Origin of the sequence: Bradyrhizobium sp. Y36 (genome assembly GCF_002531575.1) — a bacterium.
Taxonomy (GTDB): domain Bacteria; phylum Pseudomonadota; class Alphaproteobacteria; order Rhizobiales; family Xanthobacteraceae; genus Bradyrhizobium.
Window position 1 is genome coordinate 86,233 of sequence record NZ_NWTI01000023.1, and the last position, 25,468, is coordinate 111,700.

General features: G+C 65.0%; 23 protein-coding genes. 8 read left to right on the top strand and 15 right to left on the bottom strand.

The genetic code is table 11. The features are described 5' to 3' along the window. Positions 1-13: 13 nt before the first annotated feature. From CO669_RS29680 to CO669_RS29690, 3 genes are all read right to left on the bottom strand, one after another. The gene (locus tag CO669_RS29680) at positions 14-1,018 is read right to left on the bottom strand and encodes a Gfo/Idh/MocA family protein (RefSeq protein WP_097664585.1); all 1,005 of its coding nucleotides are present in this window, start codon (positions 1,016-1,018) and stop codon (positions 14-16) included. Between the two features lie 181 nt (positions 1,019-1,199). Beyond that, positions 1,200-2,612, bottom strand: a complete 1,413-nt coding sequence (locus tag CO669_RS29685; RefSeq protein ID WP_198964329.1) for a mannose-1-phosphate guanylyltransferase/mannose-6-phosphate isomerase — start codon at positions 2,610-2,612, stop codon at positions 1,200-1,202. A gap of 7 nt (positions 2,613-2,619) precedes the next feature. Then, on the bottom strand, positions 2,620-3,609 hold the full coding sequence (locus CO669_RS29690; protein WP_097664593.1) for an NAD-dependent epimerase: 990 nt from the start codon (positions 3,607-3,609) through the stop codon (positions 2,620-2,622). A gap of 207 nt (positions 3,610-3,816) precedes the next feature. On the opposite strand from CO669_RS29690, the gene CO669_RS29695 reads away from it, so the two are divergent. Further along, positions 3,817-4,776 (top strand): lysylphosphatidylglycerol synthase transmembrane domain-containing protein, encoded by a 960-nt coding sequence (locus CO669_RS29695; RefSeq protein ID WP_097664641.1) that lies wholly within the window; start codon positions 3,817-3,819, stop codon positions 4,774-4,776. After that, positions 4,773-5,807 carry an MraY family glycosyltransferase gene (locus CO669_RS29700; RefSeq protein ID WP_097664651.1) on the top strand — a complete coding sequence of 345 codons (1,035 nt, stop codon included), beginning with the start codon at positions 4,773-4,775 and terminating at the stop codon, positions 5,805-5,807. The genes CO669_RS29695 and CO669_RS29700 overlap by 4 nt, the downstream gene beginning before the upstream one ends. Here CO669_RS29700 and CO669_RS29705 read toward each other — a convergent pair. The 6 genes from CO669_RS29705 to rfaD all read right to left on the bottom strand — a co-directional run bounded on the left by CO669_RS29705 (position 5,795) and on the right by rfaD (position 13,720). Next, positions 5,795-6,742, bottom strand: coding sequence for an NAD-dependent epimerase/dehydratase family protein (locus tag CO669_RS29705; protein ID WP_097664657.1), 948 nt, complete (start codon positions 6,740-6,742; stop codon positions 5,795-5,797). The two genes, CO669_RS29700 and CO669_RS29705, sit on opposite strands and share 13 nt — an antisense overlap. Next, positions 6,739-7,959, bottom strand: a complete 1,221-nt coding sequence (locus tag CO669_RS29710; RefSeq protein ID WP_198964330.1) for a glycosyltransferase family 4 protein — start codon at positions 7,957-7,959, stop codon at positions 6,739-6,741. Before CO669_RS29710 ends, CO669_RS29705 begins: the two co-directional genes overlap by 4 nt. A 2-nt stretch (positions 7,960-7,961) precedes the next feature. After that, entirely contained in the window at positions 7,962-9,875 is a 1,914-nt protein-coding gene (locus CO669_RS29715; protein WP_198964331.1) for an SDR family NAD(P)-dependent oxidoreductase, read from the bottom strand. A gap of 84 nt (positions 9,876-9,959) precedes the next feature. Next, positions 9,960-11,246 (bottom strand): O-antigen ligase family protein, encoded by a 1,287-nt coding sequence (locus CO669_RS29720; protein WP_097664668.1) that lies wholly within the window; start codon positions 11,244-11,246, stop codon positions 9,960-9,962. Further along, on the bottom strand, positions 11,243-12,715 hold the full coding sequence (gene rfaE1 / locus CO669_RS29725; RefSeq protein ID WP_198964333.1) for a D-glycero-beta-D-manno-heptose-7-phosphate kinase: 1,473 nt from the start codon (positions 12,713-12,715) through the stop codon (positions 11,243-11,245). The genes CO669_RS29720 and rfaE1 overlap by 4 nt, the downstream gene beginning before the upstream one ends. A 24-nt stretch (positions 12,716-12,739) precedes the next feature. Further along, positions 12,740-13,720, bottom strand: coding sequence for an ADP-glyceromanno-heptose 6-epimerase (gene rfaD / locus CO669_RS29730; protein ID WP_097664694.1), 981 nt, complete (start codon positions 13,718-13,720; stop codon positions 12,740-12,742). Positions 13,721-13,879: 159 nt separating this feature from the next. On the opposite strand from rfaD, the gene waaF reads away from it, so the two are divergent. Further along, complete coding sequence (waaF, locus tag CO669_RS29735) at positions 13,880-14,965, top strand: lipopolysaccharide heptosyltransferase II (RefSeq protein WP_097664707.1); 1,086 nt, start codon at positions 13,880-13,882, stop codon at positions 14,963-14,965. 177 nt (positions 14,966-15,142) lie between these two features. Here the strand turns inward: waaF and CO669_RS29740 are convergent, their stop codons facing one another. Next, positions 15,143-16,180, bottom strand: coding sequence for a glycosyltransferase family 4 protein (locus CO669_RS29740; protein ID WP_097664710.1), 1,038 nt, complete (start codon positions 16,178-16,180; stop codon positions 15,143-15,145). A 126-nt stretch (positions 16,181-16,306) separates the two neighbouring features. On the opposite strand from CO669_RS29740, the gene galE reads away from it, so the two are divergent. The 3 genes from galE (at position 16,307) to CO669_RS29755 (ending at position 19,977) form a co-directional block, all read left to right on the top strand. Next, positions 16,307-17,320, top strand: coding sequence for a UDP-glucose 4-epimerase GalE (galE, locus tag CO669_RS29745; protein WP_097664712.1), 1,014 nt, complete (start codon positions 16,307-16,309; stop codon positions 17,318-17,320). 117 nt (positions 17,321-17,437) lie between these two features. Then, positions 17,438-19,240, top strand: a complete 1,803-nt coding sequence (locus CO669_RS29750) for an ABC transporter ATP-binding protein (RefSeq protein ID WP_097664714.1) — start codon at positions 17,438-17,440, stop codon at positions 19,238-19,240. A gap of 35 nt (positions 19,241-19,275) precedes the next feature. Then, complete coding sequence (locus tag CO669_RS29755; protein ID WP_097664716.1) at positions 19,276-19,977, top strand: fumarylacetoacetate hydrolase family protein; 702 nt, start codon at positions 19,276-19,278, stop codon at positions 19,975-19,977. 75 nt (positions 19,978-20,052) lie between these two features. Here the strand turns inward: CO669_RS29755 and CO669_RS29760 are convergent, their stop codons facing one another. Next, positions 20,053-20,511: a YybH family protein gene (locus CO669_RS29760; protein ID WP_097664798.1), complete on the bottom strand. Its 459-nt coding sequence runs from the start codon at positions 20,509-20,511 to the stop codon at positions 20,053-20,055. A gap of 135 nt (positions 20,512-20,646) precedes the next feature. On the opposite strand from CO669_RS29760, the gene CO669_RS29765 reads away from it, so the two are divergent. Both CO669_RS29765 and CO669_RS29770 read left to right on the top strand, forming a co-directional pair. Beyond that, positions 20,647-21,189 carry a Spy/CpxP family protein refolding chaperone gene (locus CO669_RS29765; RefSeq protein ID WP_097664718.1) on the top strand — a complete coding sequence of 181 codons (543 nt, stop codon included), beginning with the start codon at positions 20,647-20,649 and terminating at the stop codon, positions 21,187-21,189. A 3-nt stretch (positions 21,190-21,192) separates the two neighbouring features. After that, positions 21,193-21,918 (top strand): sulfite exporter TauE/SafE family protein, encoded by a 726-nt coding sequence (locus CO669_RS29770; protein ID WP_097664720.1) that lies wholly within the window; start codon positions 21,193-21,195, stop codon positions 21,916-21,918. Between the two features lie 86 nt (positions 21,919-22,004). Here the strand turns inward: CO669_RS29770 and CO669_RS29775 are convergent, their stop codons facing one another. The 4 genes from CO669_RS29775 to CO669_RS29785 form a co-directional block, all read right to left on the bottom strand. Next, complete coding sequence (locus tag CO669_RS29775; protein ID WP_097664722.1) at positions 22,005-22,934, bottom strand: aspartyl/asparaginyl beta-hydroxylase domain-containing protein; 930 nt, start codon at positions 22,932-22,934, stop codon at positions 22,005-22,007. 145 nt (positions 22,935-23,079) lie between these two features. Next, entirely contained in the window at positions 23,080-23,235 is a 156-nt protein-coding gene (locus CO669_RS36190) for a hypothetical protein (RefSeq protein ID WP_007612486.1), read from the bottom strand. A gap of 136 nt (positions 23,236-23,371) precedes the next feature. Then, positions 23,372-24,838 carry a flavin-containing monooxygenase gene (locus tag CO669_RS29780; RefSeq protein WP_097664724.1) on the bottom strand — a complete coding sequence of 489 codons (1,467 nt, stop codon included), beginning with the start codon at positions 24,836-24,838 and terminating at the stop codon, positions 23,372-23,374. 50 nt (positions 24,839-24,888) lie between these two features. Further along, the gene (locus CO669_RS29785; protein ID WP_097664726.1) at positions 24,889-25,305 is read right to left on the bottom strand and encodes a nuclear transport factor 2 family protein; all 417 of its coding nucleotides are present in this window, start codon (positions 25,303-25,305) and stop codon (positions 24,889-24,891) included. Positions 25,306-25,468 lie beyond the last annotated feature (163 nt).

Below are 25,468 nucleotides of genomic sequence, written 5' to 3' on the forward strand. Positions count from 1 at the left end.
CGACATGGAAGGTTCAGCCGGCAACGCGGCGCGGGCCCTTGAGGGCGGGCGATTTGGCCGCGGGCCGTGACGGCGTCTCCAGGCACTGCGTCGCGATCTCGAGGCTGGCAACGCCCTCGTCACCGGTGACCGCTGGCGTCTCGCCGTTGCGCACCGCCTTGAGGAACGCAATCAGCTCCGCACGCAGCGGCTCGTCGTGGCCGACCGGCAGATGCCGCATCGAATAGCTGCCGTCGGGCTTGAAGCCGAAGCATTCGGTGACCTGGCGCGTCAGGAGATCGCCCATCACGTATTTGCCGCGCGTGGCGACCGTAACGCTGCGCGCCTTGAACGGCGTCAGCCAGTTGGTGTTGATGTGCGCGAGCACGCCGTTGGCGGTGCGGAACTGCAAGAGCGCGATGTCCTCGCGCTCGGCGACCGCGCTGGACAGCTGCGGCTGCACCTCGACGATGTCGGATTCGGTAAACCAGCGGATCAGGTCGATGTCGTGCACGGCAAGGTCGATGACGACGCCGACATTGGACATGCGCGGCGGGAACGGGCCGACGCGGGTGATCGCGATGGACAGGATGTCCTCGCCCGCGATCGCCTGCTTGACGGCGGCGACCGCCGGATTGAAGCGCTCGACATGGCCGACCATCAGCGTCACGCCCGCCTTCTGTGCGGCCGCGACGATCTCGCGGCCTTCGGCGACCGTGGACGCGATCGGCTTTTCGACCAGCACGTGAATGTTCTTGGCGATGCAGGCGAGCGCAACCTCGTGATGCAGATGGGTCGGAGCCGCGATGGTGACGGCATCGACGCCGGCATCGAACAGCTGGTCGAGCGTCTCGAAGCTTTCGCAATTGGCAAGTTCCGTGGCGCGGGTGCGATGGGCCGGCGACGGATCGACGACGCCAACGAGGCTCACCCCCGGCAGGCCACTGAGCACGCGCGCGTGGTTGCTGCCCATCACGCCGGCACCAACGACGCCGACGCGCAAGCCGGCCTTTGCCGGTGCAGATCCTTTGGAACTCATCTGAGCAAACCCCGATTCAACGCAAATCCCCGGCGCGCTTCTAGCACGGACGCCACATTTGTGGCGAATGCCGCCCTGGCGGCCCGGACACGATTTGATTCAAAAAGTTACACGTTCCCCGGGCCTTAGGCCGAGAAATATAGCCTGTTTGGCCCGGGTCGCGTGATTCGGAGTTTGCTGGTTACGACCTTTGGTAGTCGTCTTCAATCCGGATGATGTCGTCTTCCCCGAGATAGCTTCCGGTCTGGACCTCGATCAGTTCCAGCATGATTTTACCGGGGTTCTCCATCCGGTGGACGGCGCCCATCGGAATGTAGATCGACTCGTTCTCGTGCACCGTCTTCACGGTCTCGTTGACGGTAACGCGGGCCGCGCCGCGGACCACGATCCAGTGCTCGGCGCGATGGTGGTGCTTCTGCAGCGACAGGCGCCCGCCCGGCTTCACCACGATGCGCTTGACCTGGTGGCGCTCGCCATTGTCGACGGACTGGTAGCTGCCCCAGGGCCGATGCACCTTGAGATGCTCCTCAGTGACCTTCGGCGCGACCGCCTTCAGCTTGGTAACGAGGCGCTTCAGCCCGTTGGCATCCTTCTGGCGCGAGACCAGCACCGCATCCGCGGTTGCGACCACGACCAGGTCATCGACGCCTTCGAGTGCAACCAGTGCCTGATCGGTGGTGACGTTGCAATTGCGGGAATCCTCGAACACCGCGGCGCCGTGCGACGCATTGCCTTGCGCGTCCTTCTCGGACAACTCCCACACCGCGTGCCACGAGCCCACGTCGGACCAGCCGCAGGACACCGGCACCACCGCCGCACGCGCGGTCTTCTCCATCACGGCATAGTCGATCGAGATCGCCTTGGCCGCGCCGAACGCCTCCGGCTCCAGCGTGACGAAGCCGAGATCGCGGCCGGCATTGTTGACGGCGTTGGTGACGGCCTCGACGCTTGCCGCATCGACCTTGCGATATTCGTCGAGCAGCAGGCTCGCCGGAAACATGAAGTTGCCGCTGTTCCAGAGATAGCCCGAATTGACGTAGTCCGAGGCCTTCACCGCGTCGGGCTTCTCGACGAAGCGCGCGACCGCATGCACCTCGCCGGAGATCACCTCGCCCGGATTGATGTAGCCGTATTCGGTCGCGGGCCGCTCCGGCTTGACGCCGAAGGTGACGATGCGCCCGGTGATCGCGGCGCTGAGGCCCTCGCGGCAGGCGGCGACGAAAGCGGCGTTGTCCTGCACGACGTGGTCGGCGGCGAGCGCGAGCACGATGGCTTCGCTGGCGCGGTTCTGCGCGAACACCGCACCGGCGGCGATCGCAGGCCCGGAATCGCGGCGCATCGGCTCGAGGATCACGTCGGCCTCGATGCCGATCTCGGCGAGCTGCTCCAGCACCATGAAGCGATAGGACGCGTTGGTGATGACGATCGGCCGGTCGAACAGGGCGGGATCGGAAACCCGCAGCAGCGTGTCCTGGAAGGTCGAGCGCGTGCCGAACAGCGGCAGGAACTGTTTTGGCCGTACCTCGCGCGAAGCCGGCCACAGCCGCGTGCCGGCGCCGCCGCACATGATCAGGGGGATTATGCGTTTGTCCATCGTCATCTCAAACCTTGAAGTAGTCCCGATACCAGGTGACAAATTTATGGACCCCATGCTCGATCGGCGTTGACGGTGCAAAGCCGGTGTCGCGCATCAAATCCTCGACATCCGCGAACGTTTCCAGCACATCTCCCGGCTGCATCGGCAGCAATTCTTTGATCGCCGTCCGGCCCAGCTCCCGCTCCAGAAGACCGACGACGTGCATCAGTTCCTCAGGATGGTGATTGCCGACATTGTAGAGCTTAAACGGCGCATTTGCGGCAGCCGGATCGTCCGCGGGCACAAGATCGATCAGCTTGGATACTACACGCGTAACATCATCAACATAGGTGAAGTCGCGGCGCATTTTGCCATGGTTAAACAGCCGGATCGGCTTGCCCGCCATGATCGCGTTCACGAACAGAAACATGGCCATATCGGGCCGGCCCCATGGCCCGTAAATGGTAAAGAAGCGCAGGCCCGTGACCGGCAGGCGGTAGAGATGGCTGTAGGACTGCGCCATCACCTCGTTCGCCTTCTTGGTCGCGGCGTAGAAGCTGACGGGATGATCGGTCCGGTCCGCAACCGCAAATGGCATTTTTGTGTTGGCGCCATAAACGGAGGATGACGACGCATAGACAAGATGACGACAGCGATTGTTGCGGCAGCCCTCGAGCACGTTGAGAAAGCCGACCAGATTGGAATCGGCGTAAGCGTGCGGCTGCTCGATCGAGTAGCGCACGCCGGCCTGCGCCGCCAGATGCACGACTTGCGTGAAACGATGCCGCGCAAACAGCGCCGCGATCGCCTCGCGGTCGGCGAGATCGGCCTCGACGAAGGAGAAACGGGAATCGTTCTGCAACAGCGCCAGACGCGCCCGTTTCAACGCCGGATCATAATAGCTGTTGAGATTGTCGAGCCCGACGACAGACCGGCCTTCGCCCAGGAGCTGTCGGGCGACGTGAAAACCGATGAAGCCGGCGGCTCCCGTGACCAAAATCGCCTGATCCGTCATCCTGTTCCCTGGATTTCTAGCCAGATCCTGTTTAGCCACGCCGTCGAGGCGGTCGCAATAGGTCCCCTGTCTCGCTGGCAAGTCCTTCTTGACGACCTTAACGACGGCTATTGCAAGATCGGCGCCAAAACCATACCAAAGCGGCCGAATTCGGCGCCTCGCGTCGGGTTGCCTCAAATCATCGCAAACCGAGCTCAAGCGGGCGAGATGCGCCGAATTCTGCTGTCGACGGCCAAAATCCTGATTTCCGTAGCGCTGCTCTACCTGGCACTGCGCAAGGTCGACCTGACCGAGCTGCTGTCGCGCTTCACCGTGACCAGTCTGTTCTGGATTGGCCTCGCGATCGCGATCACGTTCCTGCAGATCTTCGTCGGCGTGCTGCGCTGGCGCGAGATCAGCGCCGTCTGCGGTGCGCCGCTCGAGCTCGGCCGGGCCATGCGCTACAACGTGATCGGCTCCTTCTTCAACCAGACCTTGCCGTCGGCGATCGGCGGCGATGCAGTCCGGTTGTGGCTCGTCGCGCGCGCCGGGGCCGGCTGGCGTGCGGCCACCTACTCGATCTTCGTCGACCGCGCGATCGGCCTGATCGCGCTCGCGGTTCTCATCGTGGCGAGCCTGCCCTGGAGCTACACCCTCATCACCGACGCGCACGGCCGCTCGGCGCTGCTGCTCGTCGACCTCCTGGCGCTCGCCGGCGGCGTCGGCTTCTTGATCTTCGGCGCGCTGCAATGGCGCTGGCTGAAGACCTGGTGGGCCACCCATCACCTTCACGCCTGCGCGGTGATCGCGAACCGCGTGATCTTCAGCCGCAGCCGCGGACCTACCATCGCCATCCTCTCCATCCTCGTTCACGTGCTGGCCGTCGTCATCGCCTGGTGCGTGGTGCAGTCGATTGCGGCCCCGGTTCGCTTCAGCGACGTCTTCCTGCTCGTGCCGCCGGTGATGCTGATCACGATGATGCCGATCTCCATCGCCGGCTGGGGTGTGCGTGAGGCCACGATGGGCCTGGCATTCGGCTTCGCCGGACTTGCCACCAATGAAGGCGTCAACGTTTCGCTGCTGTACGGCGCCGTGTTCTTCATCGTCGGCGCGTTCGGCGGCCTGGTCTGGATCCTCAGCGCGGAGAAGGCCGCGCAAGGAGCGGCTCCGATCGGGGTGCCGGAGTGACGACGTCCGTCTCGGGTCCGGACCTTGCGGCCGGACCGGTGCTGCTCGCGCTCCTGCCGGCCGTGCTGGCTGCACTGATCTCCGCCTGCATCACCCGGCTGAGCATGCCGCTGCTGCAACGTTACGCGCTGGCGCGCCCGAACGCGCGCTCGTCGCACAAGATCCCGACCCCGCAAGGTGCAGGCATCGCGGTCATCGCCGCCACCCTGCTGGTCGCTGGGCCCTGGGCGGCGTGGGCCAGCGGCGCAATTCCCCTGCCTCTGATCGGCTCGGCCCTCGTGATCGCCCTGGTCGGACTTGTCGATGACATCAGGCCCCTGCCGGTCCTGGTCCGCCTGGTGTTGCAGGCGGCAGCCGTGGCCGCCGTCGTCTTCACGGCGCCGGAGGGTGCGCGCATCGTGCCCGCGCTGCCGCTCGCGCTGGAGCGCGGCCTCATTCTGCTCGCCGGAATCTGGTTCGTGAACCTCGTCAACTTCATGGACGGGCTCGACCTGATGACGGTAGCAGAGGTGGTGCCCGTGACGGCTGCGCTCGGACTGCTCGGCTGGTTTGGCGAACTCTCGTCGTCTGCCGGACTGCTCGCCGCGGCCCTGTGCGGGGCCATGCTCGGCTTTGCGCCGTTCAACCGTCCGGCCGCAAAGGTCTTCCTCGGCGATGTCGGTAGCCTGCCGATCGGTCTTCTGCTCGGCTGGTGCCTGCTGGAGCTCGCCTGGCACGGACATCCCGCCGCGGCGCTGCTGCTGCCGGGCTATTACCTTGCGGATTCCACCATCACGCTGTTCCGGCGCGTCATCAGGCGCGAGCCGTTCTGGGCGGCCCACCGCACCCATTTCTATCAGCGCGCAACTGACCATGGGTTCACGGTCCCGCGGGTGATCGGCGAGGTGTTCACGCTCAATCTCGTGCTGGCTTTGCTCGCTTTCGTCACCGTGCGCGCCGGCTCGACGGCGATCACGATCCTGTCCTTGCTCGCAGGCGCGATCGCGGTCGCTTTCGTGCTGCGGCGCTTCTCCCGCGCTCAGGCGTCCTGAGCCGCCAGCGCCAGCCGCAACCCCTCGTCGAGCGAGACCTGCGGCTGCCAGCCGGTCGCCATCGCCTTGGAGATGTCGAGCTCGAGCGAGCCGACCAGGCTGTCATACGTATCCTGCCGGCCCAAAGCGCCGAGCAGCGTGCCGAGCACGCTCGGCGGCACGCTGAACATCCGCAGCCTCTTGCCGGACGCCTCGGCCAGACGGGTGACGAATTCCGGCGTCGAGACCTGCTCCCTGTCGGCCACGAGGAAGATCTCGAAATTGCTGGCGGGATCGGGGTGCCCCAGCCGGTGCAGGATGAACGACGCCAGGTTCTGCACGGCCAGGAAGGCGCGCTGATTGCGGATCGCGGCAAAGGGCAACGGCAGGCCGAGATTGACCGCGCGCGTCAGCAGCACGAAATTGCCCTTGGCGCCCGCGCCATAGACCAGCGGCGGCCGGACCGCCGAGATCTTCATGTCGCTGTCGCGCGCCAGCGTTCTCAAGCCGGCTTCGGCCGCCGCCTTGGACATGCCGTAGAGGCCGCGCGGCGTCAGGACGTCGTTCTCGCTGAAGGGCGCCCGGCCCTCGTTGCTGCGGCCGTGCACGAGCACGGTGCTGACGAAGATGAACTGACGCACGCCGGCAGCGGCCGCGCAGCGCGCCAGATGCAGCGTCCCGGCGATGTTGACGTTGCGGTAGAGCTGGACCGCATGCTCCTCGTTCTTGTGATGCACGCGCGCGGCGAGATGGACGACCGCGTCGGCGCCGTCCAGCGCAGCCCCCCAATCGGTCTCGGGACCGATCGTCTCGATCACGACCTCGTCGTCGCCCCCTTCCGGGTTGCGGACCGCGCGGCGAACCGACCATCCCCCGCGCGCGAGCGCCGGCACGACATGACGCCCGACGAACCCGCTCGCTCCCGTCACCAGCACGACCGGTTTGTTCTCGCTCATCGTGGCTCCGACAGGTCCGCGTTGCGCAACAATTCGTCGACCAGCGCCGCATAGGCGTTCATCGCGGTCGCCCTGTCGAAGCGCGCGGCCGTCTTCACAGCGCGCGCCGCGACGCTGCCGTCGTGGCAACGAGACGCCGTGCGGATCGCCGCGGCGAGCTGATCGGCGCGGCCCGGCGTCACGACCCAGCCGAGCCCGTTCTCGACGACGGTCAAGGCGGCCTCGGCCTCCGGCTCGGACACCAGCACCACCGGACGGCCGACCGCCAGCAGATTGTAGAACCGGCTCGGCACCGACACTCCCGCAACGTCCTTCCGGTATGGAATGATCCAGAGATCGGCCGACGACAGAAACGCCTCGAGCTCGGAATCCTCGACCCGTCCGACAAAGGAGACATTGGAGAGGTTCGCTGCCGCCTGCAACTGCTTCAGCCGTTCGAAACCGATGCCCCAGCCCGACAGCTGGAAGTGAAAGTCCGTCTCGTCCTGCAGCAGGCGCGCCGCCTCGAACACGATCTCCGGGTCATGGGTGAAGCCGAGATTGCCCGAGAGGCCGACGATGAAGCGCGCGGTGACACTCTTGCGGAACGGATTGTCCGGCGTGACCGGCCGCGGCGCGGGCACGAGCGTTGCCCAGTTCGGAATAAAGCGGATCTTGCTCCGCGTCATGCCGGAATAGCTCAGCAGCGGCCGCTCCGCGTCGCGGCCGATGGTGATGACGGCATTGAGCGCGCGGAACATCAGGCTGTTGGCGGCCCGCATCGTCCGCGTCACCAGCGAGCCGGGCTTGAGCAGGCCCGCCATCACCAGAACGTCGGGAAACAGGTCGTGCATGATCAGCGCCGAGCGCGCGCCCCTCAACCTCGCCGCCGCCGCCACCGCGTAGGGCAGCATGAACGGCGCGGTGACCGTGAGCACGACGTCCCCTCGCTTCAACTGCCGCATCAATGCGAAGAACGTGCGCGCCACGAACATGAGTTCCGACACAGCGCGCCGCACCAGCGCCGCCTTGCCCGAAATGCGGTTCTTGATCGCAACCACGCGCGGCTTGCCCGGACCGGTCTGCGAGGGCGGCAACGCGCCCGGCCATCCCGAGAGCACGACGACCTCGTGCTCGCCGGCGAGACGACAGGCAATCTCGGCCATGATCGCCGCCGTCGTGCTGGTATCCGGCGGATAATGCTGGCTGGCGACGACGATCTTGCCCAAAGGCTGCATGGTCAGGCCGCGGTCGACCCGAATTCGGGCACCGCATCCTTCAGGATGGTCCTGATGGTGGCGCGATCGTCGCGCGCGATCGCCTGCTCCAGCGCCCCGATCCATTTGCGCAGCGTCTGCATCGGCGGCTCGTTCGGCTGCGCCGCCATGATGCCGGCAACGCCGATCTCGCGGGTCGGCTCCTCGGAGGCGAACAGGATCTCGTGCAGGCGTTCGCCCGGCCGCATGCCGGTGAACACGATCTCGATGTCGTAGCCGGGTTGTAGACCGGAGAGGCGGATCATGCGCTCGGCGAGATCGACGATCTTCACCGGCTGGCCCATGTTGAGCACGTAGACCGAGACGTCGGCACGCTGCGTTCCGAGCGCATGCGTGGCCGCAGTGATGACGAGATCGCAGGCTTCGCGGATGGTCATGAAGTAGCGGACCATGTCGGGATGCGTCACCGTGACCGGGCCGCCGGCCTCGATCTGCGCCTTGAATTTCGGGACCACCGAGCCGTTCGAGGCCAGAACGTTGCCGAACCGGACCGAGATCAGGCGCATCGGCGGCTTGGCGCCGTGCGTCCCGGAAGCGAGGTCGTGATCCAGCGCCTGGCAGTACATCTCGGCAAAACGCTTGGTCAGGCCGAGCATCGACACCGGCTCGATCGCCTTGTCGGTCGAAATCATCACCATGGCCTCGGCGCCGGCGGCAACGGCGGCATCCGCCACGTTGATGGAGCCGAAGATATTGGTCTTGACGCCCTCGCTCCAGTCACGTTCGAGGATCGGCACGTGCTTGAGGGCGGCGGCGTGGAACACGATGTCCGGCCTGAATTCCATCATCAGTCGCGTGATGCGCTCGCGGTCGCGGATGTCGGCAATCCGCCCTTCGATCTCGGCGGACGCGCCCCGCGCGGCGAGCGCTTCGGTGATCGCGTAGAGCGCCGGCTCCGAGTTCTCCACGATCAGGAGCCGCGCAGCGCCGAAGGCGACGACGCGCTCGCAGATCTCGGAACCGATCGAGCCGCCGCCGCCGGTGACGATCACCGCCTTGCCGTTGATCAGCTCCTCCAGGCGGCCATAGTCGATCGTCTCGCTCGGCCGCAGCAGGAGGTCCTCGACCGCGACGGCCGTGAGCCGCGGCGTATCGCCGCTCTCCAGCGAAGGCATCCGGTTGACGATCACGCCCAACTTGCGCGCCCGCATCAGGATCGATTCCGGGTGCGCTTCCGGCTCGAATGCCGACGGCGTCATGACGAGGCGTGCGATCGCCTTGTTGCGCTTGGCGAAGTCGGCGATGACGTCCTCGATGTCGTCGATGCCGCCCAGCACCGGCACATTGCGGATGAACTGACCGCGATCCGAGCTCGACGGCGACAGCACGCCGACCGGCCAGATGCGCTTGATCGCCCCGCTCTCGATGCCGCGCAGCAGCACTTCGGCATCCGCAGCGCGGCCGATCAGCAGCGTCGGCGCGGCATCCCCGCCTCTCGCATGACGCCGCACCCGCGTATAGCGGAAGTAGCGGTAGGCCATGCGCAGCGCGCTGAGAAAGGAGATCTCGAGAAACCAATAGAGGACGATCGTCACCTTGCCGAGGAAGAAGGCGCCGCGGACGTTGGGGGCGACGAAGATGTAGTCGAGCACCAGCAGGGCGACCGTCAGCACGGTCGCGACGCGGATGATGTTCAGCGCGTCAGGCAGCGAGATGAAGCGCCATTTCGTCGTGGTCAGGTTGAAGATGAAGAACACGACCACGCTGAAGGCGAGGAAGTAGGGCAGAAGCTGGAACAGCAGCGGCAAGCGATCGAAGAAGCCTTCGCCGCCCTCGAATCGCAGATAAAAGGCGGCAAAAAGCGCCGCCGTGGTCGCCAGCAGGTCGTGAAGCGCGATCAGGAAATTGCGCAAGGTGAGATGCGAAAGACGCGTCATCCGCCGACCGATGAAAACCCAGTTAGATGCAACCTGACCGCGCTGATAGCCCATCTGGACCAGACTTGCCAGCCGCGCGGCCGCTCAGGAACCGGCTTCCCCCATCTTCGCCCTGGCCTGTTGTGCCCGGAGCACCATGCCGCCGGCGACACCGACGCCGATGACGTACATCCAGCCCTCGTGGAAGTCGAACAGATGGGAATTGAACAGCGAGGTGAAGACGTTCTGCACAACCACCAGGAGCCCGATCCAGTTGGCGAGCCCCTCGCCGCGAAACAGCAGCAGATGCAGGATCCAGATGGCGTAGAGAACGACGATGCCGATCACGCCCCATTGCACGGCAACGTTCAGCGTCTGGTTATGCGGGTTGCCGATCACCTCGGCAGACGCCTGGTACTGACCGGCCGGCGTCGCAACGCGTTCGAACAATCCGCGCGTCGAGCCGGTGCCGTGCCCTTTGATCGGGGCCTCCGCGAAGAAGCCGAGCGACTTCCGCCAGAATTCGAGCCGCAGGCCGAGCGAGGTCGGCTCGCCCTTTTCGACATAGCGCGTGTAGTCGTCGGAAAACCTCTCGGCCGTATGGCGCAAATAGGGCGAGGCCTGCCAGGCGAGAACGGCGACGGCGAGCAAACCGGCGGAGATGAGTGCGATGCTGCGCCCTTTGAGATGAAGCAGCGCGAACACGCCGAACATGATCGGAACGGTGACGAGCGCCGTGCGGGACACCACCACGAATGTCATGTTGACGAAGAAGCTCAGCGCCAGCGCCGTCAGCAGTCCGGCGAACCAGTATCGCTTCTCGCGCAGCAGCGTCACGATCGGATAGGCGAGCGCGACCGCGCAAAGCGCGAATTCCTGACTCTGGTCGATGTAGTTCTTGACGAAGACGCCGCGCTCGGGCGGATCGGTCTTGAGCGCGAGGTTCGGATAGAAGGCGACCAGCCAGGACATCACCGACAGCAGCGCGCAAGACACCAGGAAGGCGGTGAAGATCCAGCGTCCGCGCGGCGAACGCTCGAAATGATAGAGCAGGACCGGCAGCACCAGCAGCTTGATGGTCGGATTGATCGCGTAGGATCGGGCGGCCCAGGGCGCCTCCGACCAGAGCGTCCCCACCAGTGCGAGCAGCACCAGCGCAATCGGAGCCAGACAGATCGGACGCTTCAGGAACTGCAGGAAAGCGCGGACGTCGAGAAACGGCACCATGCAGAGCAGCATCAGCGCGTTGAAGATCCCGGCAAGCGAGGTCGACCAGGGCAGCGAGGCTGCGGTCAGGACCGCGAAGACATCGACGGTCTCGCTCCAGGCAGCCGGGCTGCGCAGACGGCGAAGCAACATCTGGCCAGCCGTTTCGCGAGCAAGCGCCGTCACTTGCCGCCTCCCCGGGCGCGATGCACCAGCGCCGTCGTGCTGAAGCCCTGGAGGATGTCGACCAGCACGACCACCCCGCCCGCTTCCTCGACAACCTCGTGGCCGACCACCTGCTCGCGGGTGTAGTCGCCGCCCTTCACCAGCACGCCGGGCTTGATCCGCCTGATCAGGTCGATCGGCGTATCCTGTTCGAAGATGACGACGAGATCGACGGCCTCCAGCGCGGCCAGCACTTCCGCGCGCGCGCGTTCGTCCTGGACCGGCCGCTCGGCCCCCTTGAGCCGCCGCACCGAGGCGTCGCTGTTGAGCCCGACGATGAGGCGGTCGCAGGCGGCGCGTGCCGCGGTCAGCACCTTGACGTGGCCGGGATGCAGGATGTCGAAGCAACCATTGGTGAAGCCGACGCGCAGTCCCTGCCTTCGCCACTCGGCGAGCTGCGCGTCGAGCGTATCCGGATCGAGCACGATCTTTTCCTCGGCCGCGAGCGTGGCATGCGGCAGGATTTTTCGGCGCAGCTCGGCCGCGCTCACGCTGGCAGTGCCTTGCTTGCCGACCGCGACGGCGGCAGCGGCGTTGGCGATGCGCAGCGCAGCGTCCCAGTCGGCGCCGGCCGCAAGCGAGACCGCGAGCGAGGCGGCGACGGTGTCACCGGCGCCGGAGACGTCGCGCACCTTCACCGGAAACGCCGGAACGTGAACGGCCTCGCCCGCCCGCGGCACCAGCGTCATGCCGTGCTCGCCTTGCGTGACCAGGATCGCCTCGCAATCGGCGAGCCGCATCACGTCCTCGCTGGCATCGACAATGCTCTGGGGCGTGTCGGCGCGGCTGCGCGTCGCCTCCGAGAACTCCTTGCGGTTGGGCGTGAGCAGCGTCGCGCCGCGATAGATCGCCCAGTTGAGGCTCTTCGGGTCGACGATCACGGGCTTGCCGAGCTTTCGCGCCGCATCGATGGTGTGACGGATCACGCGCGCCGTCAGCACGCCCTTGGCGTAGTCCGACAGCAGCACGATATCGGCCCGCGCGATCTGCGGCAGGATCGCATCGATCAGCCTGGTCTCGACGTCATCGGAGGCAGGCTGCGCCTGCTCCCAATCCGCGCGCAGCATGTGCGTCGAGAAATGCTCGGAGACGAAACGGACTTTTCGCGTGGTCGGCCGCGACGGGTCGCACACCAGCACGCTTTCGATTCCGGCCTGCTCGCCAAGCGCCGAAGCGAGCCGCTTGCCCGCATCGTCCTCGCCGACGAGGCCGACGAAGATGCAGCGCGCACCCAGCGAGGCGACATTGCGCGCGACGTTGCCGGCGCCACCGATATGGATCTCGCTGCGTTGCGCCGCGATGACGGGCGTCGGCGCTTCCGGCGAGATCCGTGACACCTCGCCATAGACGAACTCGTCCAGCATGATGTCGCCGATGCACAGCACCGTACGACTTGAGATGGCCTGCGCGAGGGTGTCGAAATCGAGAATGGGCGTCGGCATGGTCAAAGAGCCTCAGCGGAAGCGGTCGGGCCGGTCGAGATAGTCCCCGACATAGGCTTTCACCGCGTCCTCGAGCGTCGTGAAGCCGCCGTTATAGCCGGCGCGGTGCAGGCGATCGACCTCGCTTTGGGTGAAGTATTGGTAAGCCCCGCGGATCTGCTCGGGCATGTCGATATATTCGATGTTGGGCCTGGTGCCGAGCGCCGCATAGGCCGCCAGCATCAGATCCCTGAAGCTGCGCGCCTTGCCGGTTCCGACATTGAAAAGTCCTGATACCGACGGCGTCGCCATCAGCCACATGATGACGCGCACGACGTCGTCGACATAGATGAAATCGCGGCGCTGATCGCCGTCGGCGATGCCCTCGCGATGCGACTTGAACAATTGCACGACACGGCCCGCTTTGACGTCGTCGAAGCGACGCGCCAGCACGCTCATCATCGAGCCCTTGTGATATTCGTTGGGGCCGAACACGTTGAAGAATTTCAGGCCGACGCATTGCGGCGGCAGCGGATCGCCGTTCGCGACGCGCCCGGCGACCGAAAGGTCGAACACGTGCTTGCTCCAGCCGTAGAGATTCATCGGCCGAAGCTTCTTCAATGCGGCAAGCGAGGCATCGTCGTCGAAACCGGTCTCGCCGTCGCCATAGGTCGCCGCCGAGGAGGCGTAGATGAACGGCACCGCGCTCGCCGTGCACCAGTCGAGCAGGCGCGTCGACAGCCGGAAATTGGTCTCGAACACGAGGTCGCCGTCGGTCGCGGTGGTGGCCGAAATCGCCCCGAGATGGATCACGGCATCCAGCTTGCGGCCTTTCAGCCAGTCCATCAGCTCGGCCGGGGGGACGATATCCACAAGCTGTCGCTTGGCGAGGTTGCCCCATTTGCCCTCGTTGCCGAGGACATCGCAAACCACGACGTCGCTGCGGCCCGAATCGTTGAGCGCGGCCACGACATTCGACCCGATAAAACCGGCCCCGCCGGTAACCAGCAACATCCAGAAATCCCTGCCCGATTTTTGCGGCCCGGCCCTGCCGTAGCGCATGAGCCGTCAAAGTGTAAGCGGTTTTGGGATTGAACGGTCTGCCGGCTTTACCTGCCGGCCCGGAGCGGCTACCGAACCCGCCACCATCAGATTGCACGCTCCATTTAACGAATGAACCATAATTCACAGCTTAGCGGGGAGACGGACCGGAGCGACACCCGCCCGATTCTGATCATTCCCTACATGTGGATCGGCGACTTCGTCCGGAATCACACCGTCGTGCGGGTCCTGAAGGAGCGCTGGCCCAACCGGCCGGTCGATCTCCTGACCACCTCCCTCTGTGCGCCGCTGGTCGATTACATGCCCGGCGTGCGTCAGGGCATCGTCTGGGACCTGCCGCGCGGCAGGCTTGCCGTGGGCCGCCAACTGGCCCTGGCAAAGCTCCTGCGCGCGCAGAACTACGGCACGGCGCTGGTCCTGCCGCGGACCTGGAAGGCGGCCATTGCCCCTGCCCTGGCCGGCATTCCAGAACGGGTCGGCTTTGTCGGCGAGTTCCGGTTCGGGCTGCTCAACCGCTGGCGCTGGGGCGAGAAGAAGCTGCCGCGCTTCATCGACAAGAACGCCGCCCTGGCCCAGCCCGACGGCGCCCCCCTGCCCCCGGAATGGCCGGTGCCGCAATTGCGGGTCCCGGCGGAAGACATCGTCCGCTGGCGCCAGGCCAACGGCCTCGGCGCGGGGGCCGCGGTGGCGCTCGCCCCAGGCTCGGTCGGCGTCTCCAAACGCTGGACGTATTATCCGGAGGCAGCCCGCCTCCTGGTCGAGCGCGGCCTCGAGGTCTGGGTGGTCGGCGGCCCCGGGGAAAAAGGCCTCGCCCAGGAGATCGTCGCCGCGGGTGGCCCTGGGACCGCGGGCGGCCCTGGCGTGCGTGACCTCACCGGCAACGACTTGCGCAACGGCGTGCTGGCGATGGCCGCGGCGGGCGTCGCCATCTCCAACGATTCCGGCCTGATGCACATCGCAGCAGCCCTTGGCACGCCCACCATGGGCATCTTCGGCCCGACCAGCCCCTATCTCTGGGCCCCGCTCAACGGCCTCGCCGCCACCGTGGTGCAGGACAAGGAAAAGCTGTCCTGCCAGCCTTGCCAGAGCACGATCTGCAAGATGAACGACCATCGCTGCATGCGGAACATTGCAGCGAGCGAGGTGGTGGCGATCGCGCAGCGGGTGCTGGGGGAAGCTGCGCAGCCGGGGACGTGAAAATCGGCGAGGCGTGCGCCGCTGAGGCTCCCGCCGGTGTTTTGCCTGACGCGTCAAATTTGATCTCGCGGGATCTGCACGGTTTCGCACTGAACGCCAAGCCATTGATTCGGCTCACCCCTCCTACTGTGCATGGGGTTGTTTTCGCGATTTCGATTGGCCGGTACGACGTCGGGCTCAGAGCAGCGGCCGATAGACCTCCCCGATCTGCGCCGCTTCCGCATCGAGACTGAATTTTGCGAGCACCCGCGCGCGCCCGCGCTCGCCCATCGCGGTCGCCGCAGCCACATCGCGCATCAGCGGCTCCAGCGCGGCAGCCAGCGCGTCCGCATCACCGGTCGGGATCAGCACGCCTGTGACGCCATCCTCGACCACGAGTTCGGCAGCTCCAGCGCGTGCGGCAACCAGCGCACTCCCCGCCGCCATCGCCTCGATCAGCGTCAGGCCAAAGCCTTCATTGCGCGAGGTGAAGGCGTAGATCGTCAGCCGCTGATACCAGCGCTGCACCGCCTCGATCGGGAGCTCGCCGGTGATGACGATGCGCGATTGCAGGCCGGCGGCCTCGATCCGTTTCTTCAAATCGTTGGCAAACGGCGTCTGCTCGGCCGTGACCTGTCCGACGATGACAGCTGTGAAATCCGGATGGCGCGGCAACAGCCGGCACATCGCATCGACGAACACATCGGTGCCCTTCTGCGCGCGCACGCGGCCGAAGCAGCCGATGGCGTAGCGGCCCGGCAGCGCGGCTTCCGCGAAGGCAGCTGTGCGGTCGATCGGCGGCGCGTAGACGTCGGTGTCGACGCCATGCGGGATCACGGTCGCCTTCACCTTCAGGAACGATGCCGAGATATCCGACGTCGCGATGATCGCGTCCATGCGCCGGATCAGCCAGCGCGTGATCCATGAGTGATGCCGCTGTGCTGCCGAGGTGAACACGAGCTTCAGCGGCCAGCCGAGTGCGCGCAGCACGACGCCGGCGATCATCTCGTTGTTGCGCCGCGCGTGCCAGATCAACGGCGCCCTGCGCCGCCACAGCTTGAGCAGATCGCCAACGCCGAGACGCGCGATGCCCGCCGGCGCGTCCGAGCCGAGCCACGCCGCGCGATACAGCTTCGCCAGCCGCGGCGCCACCATCCGGTTGGTCGCAGTGACCCCGGAATAGCGCCTGTGCAGATTTGGCACGATCACTTCGAGATCGCCGGGAAAATTGGCCACGTCGCGCTCCGTTTGACAGGCCCCCTATACGCAACATTAAGCATAGTGACCAGTTCAGCCGCGCCGATACCCCCTCTTCACCACGCAAGCGCTAGTTTTGCGCGTTGATCGAAGACGGGTGAGATCATGACTGTGCTAGTCACCGGCGGCGCCGGCTATATCGGAAGTCACACGGTCCTCGCGCTGGCGGAAGCCGGCGAGGACGTGGTCGTGATCGACGATCTCTCGACCGGTTTCTCCGCTTATCTGCCCGAGGGCGTGCCGCTGTTCATTGGGGACGCCGGCGACGAGAACCTGCTCGAGGGCGTGATCGCCCAGCACAACATCGAGAGCATCATCCATTTCGCGGGCTCGGTCGTCGTGCCGGATTCGATGCGCGATCCGCTCGGCTACTACCGCAACAACTTCATGACCGCGCGCAACCTGCTGAACGTGGCAGTCAAGCGCGGCATCAACCGATTCATCTTTTCCTCGACCGCTGCCGTCTACGGCAATCCGGACCAGGTGCCGGTGCCCGAGCACGCGCCGACGCGGCCGCTGTCGCCCTACGGCTCGTCGAAGCTGATGACCGAGATCATGCTGCACGACGTCGCCGCCGCCTACGGCATGCAGTATGTCACCTTGCGCTATTTCAACGTCGCCGGCGCCGATCCGCACGCGCGCATCGGGCTTGCCACGGTCGGCGCCACGCATCTGCTCAAGATCGCGGTCGAGGCCGCGACCGGCCAGCGCGCCAAGATCGACGTGTTCGGCACCGACTATCCGACGCCCGACGGCAGCTGCATCCGCGACTTCATCCACGTCACCGACCTCTCGCAGGCGCATCGCTCGGCCCTGGCCTATCTGCGCAACGGCGGCGCCTCGACGACGCTGAATTGCGGCTATGGCCGCGGCTATTCGGTGCTCGAGACCATCGACGCCGTGCGCCGGGTGTCGGGCCGCAGCTTCGCGGTGCAATACGCCCCGCGCCGGCCCGGCGACATCATGACCATGGTCGCCGACACCAGCCGCATCCGCGGCCTGCTCGACTGGAAGCCGCGATACGAGGACCTCGAGACCATCGCGGCCCACGCGCTGGCCTGGGAGGACAAGCTGTTCCACGAGCGCCATGGCGAGCTCCGCCAGGCCGCCTCCGCCTAAATTCATCCCCAGCGCAAGCCCTTAATTGGGCTTGAAAAACCGTAGCTGAGCGGGCACAGAGGCCGTTCGATCCCTGACGCGCGGGCAGGCTTGTCCTGCGCCGTCAATGGACCCCGGATGGCTCAGTCTCCAAAGAAAATCACCGACGATCCCTATGCGGCTGCGACCCTGATTCGCCGCCTCGTCACGGAACAGGGCATCGTCTACTGGCGGCGCTACCTCGTCGCCTTCGCGCTGATGGCGGTCGCCGCCGGCGCGACCGCATGCGCGACCTACGTGCTCGGCCAGGTCATCAACCAGGCCTATGTCGACAAGAACATCCCGGGCATCGCGATGTTCTCCGGCATCACCGTGCTCCTGCTCTTCATCAAGGGCGTGGCCACCTACGGCCACATGGTGATCCTGACCAAGATCTCGAACGCCATCCTTGCCACCAACCAGCGCCAGCTGTTCGCCAAGCTGATGCGCGAGAGCGTCGGCTTCTTCTCCGAGCGGCACTCGTCCGAATTCCTCGCGCGCCTCACGGCCGGCGCCAAGTCGATCACCGACGTGCTCAACATGCTGGTCAACGCCATCGGGCGCGACCTGTTGATGCTGCTCGCCATGATCGGCGTGATGGTGTGGCAGGACCCGCTGATGTCGTTCATCGGCCTCGTCGCCGTGCCGCCGGCGATGCTGGTGCTGCGCAAGCTGGTCAAGCGCATCAAGGGCCTCGCCTTCAACCAGTTCACCGGCACCGCCGACATCATGGAGACGATGCAGGAATCGCTGCAGGGCATCCGCACCGTCAAGGCGTTCACGCTGGAAGAGACGATGCAGAAGCGCATCGACGAGAACATCGCGATCGTCGAGCGCAATGCCAACAAGATGGCGCGCGTCGCCAACCGCTCCAACCCGCTGATGGAGATGTTGGGGGGCTTCGCCGTCGCCGGCTGCCTGATGTACGGCGGCTACAGCGTGGTCGCGCTCAACGCCACGCCCGGTGCGTTCTTCTCGTTCATGACCGCGTTCCTGATGGCGACCGAGCCGGCCAAGCGGCTGGCGCGGCTCAACATCGACCTCAACAGCCAGCTGGTCGGCGCCCGCATGCTGCTCGAGATCATCGACAGCCCGGCGAGCGAGCATTCCGACGACGACAAGCCGGCACTGAAGCTCTCCGATGCCCGCATCGAGCTGCGCGACGTCAGCTTCTCCTATCGCTCGGGCGAGACCGTGCTCAACCGCATGAGCTTCGTTGCCGAGCCAGGCAAGGTCACGGCGCTGGTCGGCCCATCCGGCGGCGGCAAGTCGACCGTGCTGGCGCTGCTGTTGCGCTTCCACGAGGTCACGCAAGGCGACATCGTGATCGACGGCCAGTCGATCGGCGCGGTCTCGCGCAAATCGCTGCGGGCGCAGACCGCCTATGTCGGCCAGGACGTCTACCTGTTCCGCGACACCATCCGCAGCAACATCGCCTTCGGCAAGCCGGGCGCGAGCGAGGACGAGATCATCGAGGCGGCGAAAGCGGCCTGCGCGCATGATTTCATCATGAGCTTCCCACTCGGCTATGACACGCCGGTCGGCGAGCACGGCGCGCAACTGTCCGGCGGCCAGCGCCAGCGCATCGCGGTGGCGCGTGCACTGATCAAGAATGCGCCGATCATCCTTCTGGACGAAGCCACCGCCGCGCTGGATTCGGAGTCTGAACGGCAGGTACAGGAGGCCATCGAGCACCTCTGCCGAAACCGCACCACCATCGTGATCGCGCACCGCCTGCACACCATCATGCACGCCGACAGCATCCTGGTGGTCGAGGGCGGCGAGATCGTCGAGCAGGGCCGGCACGACGATCTGCTGCGCCGCGGCGGGCGCTATGCCTCGTTCTTCCGCTTGCAACATCACGATGCCGGCGCTCTGGCGCCGCTCAGCGCAACCGCCTAGAGTTCCTCGTCAACCTCAAGAGCCGCGAGACCCGCATGAACGCCGCCTCCTACGTCATCCCGCTTCCACCCCAGGCATCGCTCCCCGTCGTCGGAGAAAGCGGCCGCTTTCCGGTGCGCCGCATCTGGTGCGTCGGCCGCAACTATCTCGAGCACATCCGCGAGATGGGCAATGACGAGCGCGCCCCGCCGTTCTTCTTCGCCAAGCACGCCGACATGCTGGTGCCCGACGGCGCCACCATCCCCTATCCGCCGCTGACCAAGGATCTGCATCACGAGGTCGAGCTGATCGTCGCGATGAAGAGCGGCGGGCTCAACATCCCCGCCGACAAAGCACTGGATCACGTCTACGGCTACGCCGTCGGCATCGACCTCACCCGCCGCGACCTCCAGATCGCCTCGCGCAAGAAGGAGCGTCCGTGGGAGATCGGAAAGTCGTTCGACGGCTCCGCGCCCGCCTCGGCGCTGCAGCCGGCCTCGAAGATCGGTCACCCCACCAAGGGTCGGATCTGGCTCACGGTCAACGGCAAGGAAGCCCAGACCGGCGATCTCGAGCAGATGATCTGGAACGTGCCGGAGACGATCTGGCAGCTCTCCCAGCAGGTGAAGCTCGCCGCTGGCGACATCATCATGACCGGCACGCCCGCCGGCGTGTCGCAGCTCCAGCCGGGCGACAAGCTCGAATGCGGCGTCGACGGCGTCGGCACGCTGAAGGTCAGCATCGGCCAGCCTGAATAGGTTGAACTGCATCTCGAAATCGAAAGGCCCCGGACATCTCCGGGGCCTTTCGCGTCTCGAATATGCGGTCGCGGTCTACCAGGCTTTCACCGGCCGATTGGCGTGAGACGCCTGCGGCACACCGCGATTGAGCGACATGTGCGAGTGCACGCAGAGCCATCCGTCGCTCTCTCTTGAAAACACCATCGTCGCCCGGCCGGGACGTGCAAATGTGCTGCCGTCGGGATGATAGCCCGTGCTCGTCCACGGCGCGATCACCGTCGCCATCGTGCCGTCGGAGGATGCCAGGACCGAGCACTGATCGAGCACGAAACGAAACTCGGCCGTCTTCGGCCAGACGTTGTCCCACTGCGTCGTGACCCATTGATCGAGACCGGGAATGACATCGTTATGTGTGCCGAAGGCGAGCACATCAGGGTGGAACAGCGGCCGCGCCGAGGCGTAGTCGACCTCGCGGACATAGCCCGCGAACGTGTCCAGCCACTGCCGGAAGAATTGAACGATCTCGGTGTTCGCAAGTGGCAACGAGGCCATTGCCTGCTCCATGTTTGGCCGCTCGATCAAGGCAATCCTGTTGCCATGCAACGAACCGTCCAGCAAGATATCTGACCTGGGAGTTCCGGCGCCGATTGATCGGCGAACCGGGCCGATTTTCATGGAGCCAGACTCATGAGACGCCTTCTCCTGCTTGCGGCTACCCTCGTCGCCACGTCCAACGCTGCCAGCGCGCAATCCAGCCAGCCCTATGCCGGCCTTGAGCAACGCCCGATCAAGGCACTCTCCCAGCAGCAGATCGACGACCTCACGGCTGGGCGGGGTATGGGCTTGGCGCTTGCCGCCGAACTCAATGGCTATCCGGGTCCGAGCCATGTTCTCGAGCTCGGCGATCGCCTGGAGCTGACCCCGGACCAGCGCATCCAGATTCAGCGGCTCTTCGATGCCATGAAGCAAGAGTCGGTCCCTCTGGGCAGCAAGCTTGTCGAGCAAGAGCGGGAGCTGGACAATCTCTTCTCAAGCCGCGCAGTGACTTCAGAGTCACTCAAATCCGCTCTCGTTTCCATCTCGGAAACCCAGGCACTGCTGCGCGAAAGCCATCTGAAATATCATCTGTCAACGGCAGCATTGCTGGATCATCGTCAAATGCAGCGATACGCGGAGCTGCGCGGCTATCAGCGCGCCGATGGCTCCGGGGGACACAGGCACCATCACTAGGACATGCTGACTGCGTGGTTCGCCGTCGTTTCGCTTCTCTATGCGACGGTAGGTCAGGCTGGAGGAACGGCATTTCTCGCCTTGATGGCCTTTGCCTCGTTTCCTCCAAACGAAATGCGGCCAACGGCTCTGTTGCTGAATATCGTCGCGGCGACCTATTCCACGTGGCTCTTCAATCGCGGCAGCTACATCGACTGGGCGAAACTCAAGCCGCTTCTGATCGCCTCACTGCCGACCACCTTTGCCGGCGCATCCATCGTTCTGGCCGAAGGCATCTACCACACGGTCACGGGCCTCGTGCTCATGCTCGCCGCTGTCGTCCTGTTGTTCGGACGGAGCAACGACGATGTTGCAGATCGCGCGACCCCGCTCTGGGCGGCGATACTTACGGGCGCAGGTGTCGGGTTCATCTCCGGGCTTACCGGCGTCGGCGGCGGGGTTTTCCTCGCCCCCATCCTGGTCGGGATGCGCTGGGCATCACCCAGGCAGACGGCGGCGCTTTCGGCGCCATTCATACTGGGAAACTCCATCGTCGGGTTGATTGGCGCACTCCACGCGGGACAGATGGCGTCGACCCAGACTTGGCTCTACGCCTTGGGTGCGCTTGCTGGTGCCGCGGTAGGAACCACGATTGGTCTGCGATGGCTCTCGCAAGCGGCAACGCGATACATTCTCGCCGCGATCCTTGGGTCCGCCGGCGTTCAGCTCGTGGCCTTCGCTGCGAGGTAAGGGGGGATCGTAGGGCGGTCCACGCTGCGCCTTCGCTCTTCGCGCGACGGCGGAAAGGTCGCGGATCCACCCTACAGCTTCGCTCCTCAGTTCAGCGCCGAATACACGATGAGACCGAGGATCAGCGCCGTCAGCGAGTACTTCAGCGTGTAATAGACGTTGCGGTTCCACTCCTTAACCTTGCGGCTGCCGAGATGGATCTCGTAGAGCTTGCCGAACACCTTGTTGAGCACGCCGACATTCTCGCCCTCGACGTTCTGGGTCGCCGAGGCCTTGACGATGTGATGGCTGACCCAGCGATTGATCGCGGTCATGAAGCCATATTTCATCGGGCGCTCGACGTCGCAGAACAGGATGATGCGGTTGACGTCGGTCGCATTCTCGGCGCTGTGAATGAAGGTCTCGTCGAACATGAAGGCCTCGCCGTCGCGCCAGACGCATTCGACGCCGTCGACCAGGATGCGGCACTTGTTCGAGTTCGGCGTGACGAGGCCGAGGTGATAGCGCAGCGAGCCCGCGAAGGGATCGCGGTGCGCGCCGAGCTTGCCGCCGGGCGGCAGCATCGCGAACATCGCGCCGTGCACGCTCGGGATCGACTTGAGCAGCTCCACCGTCTTCGGGCACAGCGTGTTCGCCGACGGCAGGAAGTCGTCATACCATTTCAGGTAAAATCGCTTCCAGCCGCTCTTGAAGAACGAGTAGAAACCCCAGTCGTTGTTCTTCGCAGCCGCGCGGATGAACCCTTCGTCGAACAGGCGCACGGCCTCGTCGCGAATGGTCTCCCAGTTCTCACTCAGCGGCTTCAGCTCCGGAAACTGCTCGACCGAAATCACCGGCTTGTTCGGCACCGCCGAGCCCGCATACATCAGCACGTTGTAGGGCGCGAGATAGGTCGAGTGATCGCCGAGCTGGCGCGCGAAGCGCAACCGCTGCTTGCCGCGGAAGTGAACGTAAATGGTCGAGGCCGCCAGCACATACAAAATGACAAGTTGCGGCGCAAAAAGCTGTTTCAACATTTCCCCAGTTCCCAACTGAACCCAGCCGGGGACGTGATCTACCCCGACCCGGTCCGAGCGGCAAGATATTCACCGGTGGGTTGCAATCACGCTGGAGAGAGCGCCCGGGCGGAACCCGGGGCTGGAATCGCCGAAACCGACCGGATCACGCCCGCGACAGCGCCTGCAGGCCCTTGAATGTCAGGCGCTTGGGATCGGTAACGCCGGCGAGATAGAGCCGGCGGATGAAGGCGATGACGGCATCGCGATCGCAGTCTGTCAGCGCAACGACGGCGTCGACTGCAATTCTCTGGGCTTCCATTGGGCTTACCTCGGCCTTGCGAGTAACCCCGGCCGAGACAGGCTAGGACCGATCTCCTAATCCGGCGTTAACCGTTCGGCAGCGTCGCCGATTCAGCTGCGCGGCCGAATACGTAAAACGACGCATAGAGCAGCCGTCAGGAATAGCGCATCACGCCGTCGTCGATCCGGCCAAAGCGCAGGGACACGATGTCGAGCGCGTAGTTTTGGTAGAGCCGCCATGGTTGCTTCGAGCCCTGCTTCGGCATTTTTGCGACCGAGCGCTGCACATAGCCCGAGGTGAAATCGAGCGACGGCTGGGCGGTGATCTCGGGGTCGTCATTATGCGGCATGGCTTGCCGGAAATTGTGCCGGTCCATGTAATTGATGAGACGGCAGACATATTCGCAGGTGAGATCGCATTTCAGCGTCCAGGACGCGTTGGTGTAGCCAAAGGCCGAGGCCATGTTGGGCACGTCGGCATACATCATGCCCTTGTAGGTTAGCGTCTTGGCGAAATCGACGGCACGGCCGTCGACGCTCACCTCGAGACCGCCGACGACCTGGAGCACCAGCCCGGTCGCCGTCACGATGATGTCGGCCGCGAGCTCGCGACCGTCCTTGAGACGGATGCCGTCATGCGTGAACGTGTCGATCTCGCTGGTGACAACGCTGGCGCGCTGCTCGCGGATCGCCTTGAACAGGTCGCCATCGGGCACCAGGCAGAGCCGCTGATCCCAGGGATTGTAGCGCGGGGTGAAATGGGTCGCGACGTCGTAGTCGGGACCGAGCGCCATCTGCACGCCCTTGAGAATGAGGTCCTTCACCTTTGCGGGCCTGCGCCGGCTGAGCTGGAAGAAGAACATCCCCCACATCACGTTGCGCCAGCGGATGACATGATAAGCCAGCCGCGTCGGCAGGTTGCGGCGCAATTTGTTGGCGACGGGGTCCTGCGCCGGACGCGACACCACGTAGGTCGGCGAGCGCTGCAGCATGGTGACCTGTGCCGCCTTCTTGGCGAGCTCCGGCACCAGCGTCACCGCGGTGGCGCCTGAGCCGATCACGACCACGCGCTTGCCGGCATAGTCGATGTCCTCGGTCCATTTTTGCGGATGCACGATGCGGCCGGCAAAATCCGAGGCCCCCTTGAACTCCGGCGTGTAGCCCGCCTCGTATTTGTAATAGCCCGAGCACATGAACAGGAAATTGCAGGTGAAGCGCACGAGTTCGGTTGCGCCCTCGCCCGAGATGCGTTCGGCCTCGATCGTCCATCGCGCGTCCGGCGTCGACCACGAAGCGCGCTTGACGCGGTGGCGGAAGCGGATGTGCTTCTCGATGCCGTTCTCGGCCGCGGTCTCGCGTACATAGTTGAGGATCTGCGGCCCGTCCGCGATCGCCTTCGGATCGGTCCACGGCTTGAAGGAATAGCCGAGCGTGAACATGTCACTGTCGGAGCGGATGCCGGGATAGCGAAACAGATCCCAGGTGCCGCCGATGCAGTCGCGCCCCTCCAGGATGACGTAGCTCTTGGCCGGACACTTGGTCTGCAAATGATAGCCCGCGCCGATGCCGGACAGGCCGGCACCGACGATGAGGACGTCGAAATGTTCTTTGGCTTCGGTCATGGCGCTTCTCCCTCGTCACAGGATGGCAGCGCCATGGCAAATTGCAACCATCAGCTGGCTGCAGCCGCTACGCAGGCCGTGTCGAAGAACTCGTGGTACTCGACCGCCCTGCCATTCTCAAAGCGCCAGAAATCAACCTTGGGCGTCGTCGCGACCTTTCCGCTCCTCTTGTTCTTCCATGCGCATTCACCGCGCACGACGACGGCATCGCCCTGCGCAACGAATTCGTCCATCTTGTAGTATTGCATGCTCCAGTCGGCCAGCAGGCCGTCGAAATAGCCGCGCAGCTCGGTGCGGTCGTCATAATGCTTGGCAAAGGGCACCGGCTCGGCTCCCTGCGGTATCGAATCGAACTTGATCTGCGGACCGATCACATTGTCGAACCAATAGTCCACGTCTTGGCCCTTGCTATCGCTCCACTGGCGATAGGCTTCCTTCAACAGCTGAACATTGGCTTCGCTGGACATCGCATTTCCTCCATATGCATTCTGACAATGAACGTAGGAAAAAGCGGCCGCCCGCTCTGGAAGTGGCAGGCTTGTTTGGGCTCTACCTGAAAGCGTAACACAGGAAGGTCCAACAAAAAAAGCCCCGGATCGCTCCGGGGCCTTTGTGTCGCAACTGCAATCG

Bases quoted from the DNA above. Each gene is read 5' to 3' on its own strand.
- CO669_RS29680 (WP_097664585.1), bottom strand. From the start codon at position 1,018: ATGAGTTCCAAAGGATCTGCACCGGCAAAGGCCGGCTTGCGCGTCGGC.
- CO669_RS29685 (WP_198964329.1), bottom strand. From the start codon at position 2,612: ATGGACAAACGCATAATCCCCCTGATCATGTGCGGCGGCGCCGGCACG.
- CO669_RS29690 (WP_097664593.1), bottom strand. From the start codon at position 3,609: ATGACGGATCAGGCGATTTTGGTCACGGGAGCCGCCGGCTTCATCGGT.
- CO669_RS29695 (WP_097664641.1), top strand. From the start codon at position 3,817: ATGCGCCGAATTCTGCTGTCGACGGCCAAAATCCTGATTTCCGTAGCG.
- CO669_RS29705 (WP_097664657.1), bottom strand. From the start codon at position 6,742: ATGAGCGAGAACAAACCGGTCGTGCTGGTGACGGGAGCGAGCGGGTTC.
- CO669_RS29710 (WP_198964330.1), bottom strand. From the start codon at position 7,959: ATGCAGCCTTTGGGCAAGATCGTCGTCGCCAGCCAGCATTATCCGCCG.
- CO669_RS29715 (WP_198964331.1), bottom strand. From the start codon at position 9,875: ATGACGCGTCTTTCGCATCTCACCTTGCGCAATTTCCTGATCGCGCTT.
- rfaD (WP_097664694.1), bottom strand. From the start codon at position 13,720: ATGTTGCTGGTTACCGGCGGGGCCGGTTTTATCGGGTCGAATGTCGTG.
- waaF (WP_097664707.1), top strand. From the start codon at position 13,880: ATGAACCATAATTCACAGCTTAGCGGGGAGACGGACCGGAGCGACACC.
- galE (WP_097664712.1), top strand. From the start codon at position 16,307: ATGACTGTGCTAGTCACCGGCGGCGCCGGCTATATCGGAAGTCACACG.
- CO669_RS29750 (WP_097664714.1), top strand. From the start codon at position 17,438: ATGGCTCAGTCTCCAAAGAAAATCACCGACGATCCCTATGCGGCTGCG.
- CO669_RS29755 (WP_097664716.1), top strand. From the start codon at position 19,276: ATGAACGCCGCCTCCTACGTCATCCCGCTTCCACCCCAGGCATCGCTC.
- CO669_RS29760 (WP_097664798.1), bottom strand. From the start codon at position 20,511: ATGGCCTCGTTGCCACTTGCGAACACCGAGATCGTTCAATTCTTCCGG.
- CO669_RS29765 (WP_097664718.1), top strand. From the start codon at position 20,647: ATGAGACGCCTTCTCCTGCTTGCGGCTACCCTCGTCGCCACGTCCAAC.
- CO669_RS29770 (WP_097664720.1), top strand. From the start codon at position 21,193: ATGCTGACTGCGTGGTTCGCCGTCGTTTCGCTTCTCTATGCGACGGTA.
- CO669_RS29775 (WP_097664722.1), bottom strand. From the start codon at position 22,934: ATGTTGAAACAGCTTTTTGCGCCGCAACTTGTCATTTTGTATGTGCTG.
- CO669_RS36190 (WP_007612486.1), bottom strand. From the start codon at position 23,235: ATGGAAGCCCAGAGAATTGCAGTCGACGCCGTCGTTGCGCTGACAGAC.
- CO669_RS29780 (WP_097664724.1), bottom strand. From the start codon at position 24,838: ATGACCGAAGCCAAAGAACATTTCGACGTCCTCATCGTCGGTGCCGGC.
- CO669_RS29785 (WP_097664726.1), bottom strand. From the start codon at position 25,305: ATGTCCAGCGAAGCCAATGTTCAGCTGTTGAAGGAAGCCTATCGCCAG.